The organism is Streptomyces sp. SID14478 (assembly GCF_010548525.1).
Lineage (GTDB): Bacteria > Actinomycetota > Actinomycetes > Streptomycetales > Streptomycetaceae > Streptomyces.
The window spans coordinates 1-260 of the sequence record NZ_JAAGMG010000514.1 but is presented as its reverse complement, the minus strand read 5'-3'; the positions used below and the strand labels follow the sequence as shown (position 1 = coordinate 260).

Genomic DNA, 260 nt, shown 5'->3' with positions numbered 1-260 from the left:
AGGTCGCCGCCGACGGCCCGGGCCGCACACCGGTCGGTGCCTCCGACGGCCGGCCGCTCGCCCTGCTGCACCACGACCCGGCGCTCGGCGAGGACCCCGAGCTCCTCGAATCCGTCGCGGCCGCACTGCGCCTCGCCCTGGAGAACGTCTGGCTGCGCACCCGCGCCAAGGACGTCGCCACCCGCATCGTCCAGGCCGCCGACGCCGAGCGCGGCCGGCTGGAGCGGGATCTGCACGACGGGGCGCAGGCCCGCCTCGTC

1 pseudogene is annotated in these 260 nt (G+C 78.1%); it reads left to right on the top strand.

The window, feature by feature from the left end:
• A pseudogene (locus G3I40_RS16530) lies at window positions 1–260 on the top strand (hypothetical protein); the annotation flags it as partial.